Raw genomic sequence first — 1,632 nt, forward strand, 5'->3', positions numbered from 1 at the left:
TGTAGCCGCAAAGTTAGAATGTCCTAATTCAGCAAAGTTAGACTGTCACACTCCCCGCGTTTGATAACGCGGAGACAAGCAGATGGGATTGATAGCGATGAGCGAGCGCGATCTGCAGCGGATCGAAGTTTTGTCGAAGGTAGCGGCTGGCCGTATGACGATGGTGACGGCGGCGCATGTGCTTGACGTGAGCACGCGCCAGGTGCGTCGGCTGTTGAAGCGGATGGGCACTGGTGGTGCGGCATCGATCCGGCACAAGGCGATCGGCCGGCCGTCAAACAACCGCATCTGCGAGGGCGTTCGAGATTACGCGGTGACGCTGGTCCGGGAATCTTATGCGGACTTCGGTCCGACCCTGGCCTCCGAGATGCTGGCTGAGCGGGATGGATTGTGTGTGTCGCGCGAGACGCTGCGACGCTGGATGATCGATGCCGGCATCTGGTTGTCGCGCAAGCAACGTCGGACGTTTCATCAGCCAAGATTGCGTCGCGAGGCTTATGGCGAACTGGTGCAGATTGATGGCTCTGACCATCGCTGGTTCGAAGCCCGTGGCGATCCCTGTTCGTTATTGGTTTTCATTGACGATGCGACCGGCAAGTTGATGCAATTGCGGTTTGTGCGATCGGAAAGTGCGTTTTCGTACTTTGAAGCACTGGCGCTGTATCTTCGCGAACATGGCGCCCCGATTGCGTTCTATTCAGACAAACATTCGGTGTTCCGAGTGGCAAAGAAGGATGCCAAAGGCGGTCAGGCCATGACCCAGTTCGGGCGTGCGCTTTGCGAGCTAAACATCGAGATTCTCTGCGCAAATTCGAGCCAAGCCAAGGGTCGTGTCGAACGGATGAACCGGACATTGCAGGATCGCCTGGTCAAGGCACTGCGACTGGCCAGGATCGATAACATGGAGGCTGGCAACGCGTTTTTGGCGAGTTTCATGAGCCGGTATAATGCTCGATTTTCCATCGTCCCTGCCCGTTCCGATGATTTGCACCGGCCGCTGAATCTGGCGCCGGATCGATTGACCGAGATCCTATGTAAACGCGAGCAGCGTTACGTCGGAACACAGCTGACATTTTCATTTGAACGCAAGCGGATCATGCTGGCGGAGACCGACGTGACGCGTGGTCTGGTTGGCCGCTATGTCGAGACCTACGCCTATGCGGATGGTCGCCTCGATGTGCGCTGGAAAGGATATTCCCTACCCTATACGGTGTTCGACAAGGACCAGCGGGTGACGCATGCGGCCATTACCGAGAACAAGCGGCTCGGTGATATTCTGGCTTACGTCAAGGAGCGTCAGGACCAGCATGTGCCGCCGGTCGTCAAGACCAACAGCGAGAAGATCGGTTACCAGCCACGGGGTCGAAAGCCGGGACGGAGCACGGATTTCATGAATGATCCCGCGGTGATTGCGCGGCGCAAAAAGGCACTGTTGAAGCAGCAAGCTGCGGAGTGAACTGAACGTCGAATAGCCTCAAAGCTAAAGCCGAAGAGGTGTGTATACCACCCGCCCCGATCTGATCTTGCAAGCGGGATCAGCCGCTCAGATCGGGGCTGGTCGGTGTGCCGTATGGCGATCAGTTGGACATTTCTATTTTGCAAATCGTCGGACATTTCAACCTTGCCGCCACA

General features: G+C 56.7%; 1 protein-coding gene. It reads left to right on the plus strand.

Annotated features, from left to right (window positions below):
* Positions 1-82: 82 nt before the first annotated feature.
* The gene (locus JZX87_RS30945) at positions 83-1,456 is read left to right on the plus strand and encodes an ISNCY family transposase (protein WP_206829645.1); all 1,374 of its coding nucleotides are present in this window, start codon (positions 83-85) and stop codon (positions 1,454-1,456) included.
* Positions 1,457-1,632: the final 176 nt, after the last annotated feature.

The sequence above is a fragment of the Agrobacterium sp. Ap1 genome (assembly GCF_017313375.1).
In the GTDB taxonomy this organism is placed as follows: domain Bacteria; phylum Pseudomonadota; class Alphaproteobacteria; order Rhizobiales; family Rhizobiaceae; genus Neorhizobium; species Neorhizobium cellulosilyticum.